Origin of the sequence: Phenylobacterium sp., assembly GCF_004799395.1 — a bacterium.
Taxonomy (GTDB): domain Bacteria; phylum Pseudomonadota; class Alphaproteobacteria; order Caulobacterales; family Caulobacteraceae; genus Phenylobacterium.
Map to the genome: position 1 here is coordinate 1 of NZ_SSMZ01000196.1, position 2,059 is coordinate 2,059.

Below are 2,059 nucleotides of genomic sequence, written 5' to 3' on the forward strand. Positions count from 1 at the left end.
GGAGCCCGCCCTTGGCCGACCTCGCCGTCTTCTACGAGCACCCGCAGTGGTTCGAGGCCCTGTTCGCCACCCTGGACCGCCGGGGTCTGAACTGGACGCCGATCTCGATCCAGGACCACACCTTCGATCCGGCGGATACGTCCCTGCCCGCGCCGGTGATCCTCAATCGCCTGGCCATGTCGTCCTTCCTGCGCCAGGAGGAGCACGCCTTGTTCTACTCCATGGCCGCGCTGGACCACTGGGAGGGCCTCGGCGCGCGCGTGATCAACGGCCCCGGCGTACTCGCCTACGACACCAACAAGGCCCGTCAGCTCAGCCTGTTCCGCAAGGCCGGCCTGGACATCCCGGCCACCCGCGTCGCGCACCGCCGCGAGGACGTGTTGCGGCTGGCGGCCCAGGTCGGCTATCCGGTGATGGTGAAGGTCAATGTCGGCGGTTCCGGAACCGGCATGATTCGTTACGAGAATGAGGACGAACTGGCCGCCGCCGTGGCCGACGAACTGACACCCGTCGGCGTCGACGGCGTGGCGCTGATCCAGGCCTATGTGCCCGCCCGCGATGGGCGGGTGATCCGTTGCGAGGTGCTGGACGGCAAGCTGCTCTATGCTCTGGCCCTCGACGGCGCCGGCTCGACCTTCGACCTCTGCCCGGCGGACGTCTGCATGGTGGACAAGCCCACCATCACCATCAGCGAGTTCAAGCCGCCGGGGGACATCGTCCGCGCGGTCGAGAAAGTCGCGGCGATGAGCGGCCTGGATGTGGGCGGCATCGAATACATGGTCGATGACCGCGACGGCCGGCCGAAGTTCTACGACCTGAACGCCATGTCGAACTTCGTGGCCAAGCCGCTGGAGGTGCTGGGCTGGGACCCGCACGACAAGCTGGTCGACTACCTGCTTCCCCTGATCGCCGAACAACAGAAGGCCGCCGCTTGATGAGGTATGGGTTTTGGACCCCGGTGTTCGGTGGCTGGCTGCGCAATATCCCCGACGAGCACATGGCGGCGACGTGGGACTACACCAAGACGCTCTGCCAGCGGGCGGAGAAGATCGGCTATGATCTGACCCTGGTCGCCGAGCTCAACCTCAACGACATCAAGGGGACCGACCAGCCGGCGCTGGACGCCTGGTCGACCGCCGCGGCGCTGGCCGCCGTCACCGATACGCTGGAACTGATGGTGGCGGTCAGGCCCAACTTCCACCACCCGGCCCTGCTGGCCAAGCAGGCGGCCAATATCGACAACATCTCGGGCGGCCGCCTGGCGCTGAACGTGGTCTCCTCCTGGTGGGCCGAAGAAGCCACCAGCTATGGCCTGCAGTTCGACCAGCACGACGATCGCTATGGCCGCACGAGCGAATGGCTCGACGTGGTCGACGGCCTGTGGCGCGAGCCCAAGTTCAACCACGACGGCCAGCGCTATCAGCTGAAGGACGCCATCTGCGAGCCCAAGCCGGTACGCAAGCCCGTAGTCTACGCCGGCGGCGAGTCCGAGGCGGCCAAGACCCTGATCGCCAACCAGTGCGACGCCTATGTGATGCATGGCGACACGGTCGAGGTGATCGCCGAGAAGATCGCCGACATGCGCGCCCGCCGCGCGGCCACCGGCAAGCCTGCGATGACCTTCGGCATGGCCGCCTACGCCATCGTCCGCGACACCGAGGAAGAGGCCCGCGAAGAAGTGGCCCGGATCACGACACTCGATCCCAACGCCCCCGGTTTCGGCAACTACGACCAATGGCTCTCCGGCACCCAGCTGGAGCGCGAGATGAAGATCGCCGAATACTCGGTCTCCAACCGCGGCCTGCGCCCCAACCTGATCGGCACGCCCGCCCAGATCCGCGAGCGCGTCGCGGCCTACGAGGCCGCCGGCCTCAATCTACTGCTGCTGCAGATGAGCCCGCAGTACGAGGAAATGGAGCGCTTCGCCGCTGAGGTGATCAACTAATCAGCTTAGCCTTTCCTGCTCGCCCCGGCGCGGAACAACAACGCCATCAGGCCCAGGAAGGGCAGGCAGGAGAGCAGGTCCGACCAGGCGCCGTTGAACACCGGATTGATCCCC

General features: G+C 66.6%; 2 protein-coding genes. Both read left to right on the forward strand.

The features are described from left to right. Positions 1 to 935: alpha-L-glutamate ligase (locus E8A12_RS12770; RefSeq protein ID WP_293369286.1), on the forward strand; the 935-nt coding region annotated here is incomplete at its 5' end. Next, on the forward strand, positions 935 to 1,945 hold the full coding sequence (locus tag E8A12_RS12775; protein ID WP_293369288.1) for an LLM class flavin-dependent oxidoreductase: 1,011 nt from the start codon (positions 935 to 937) through the stop codon (positions 1,943 to 1,945). The genes E8A12_RS12770 and E8A12_RS12775, both read left to right, overlap by 1 nt. Positions 1,946 to 2,059: the final 114 nt, after the last annotated feature.

What these genes read in the sequence shown, in the direction of transcription:
- E8A12_RS12775 (WP_293369288.1), top strand. Translation starts at nt 935, where the DNA reads ATGAGGTATGGGTTTTGGACCCCGGTGTTCGGTGGCTGGCTGCGCAAT.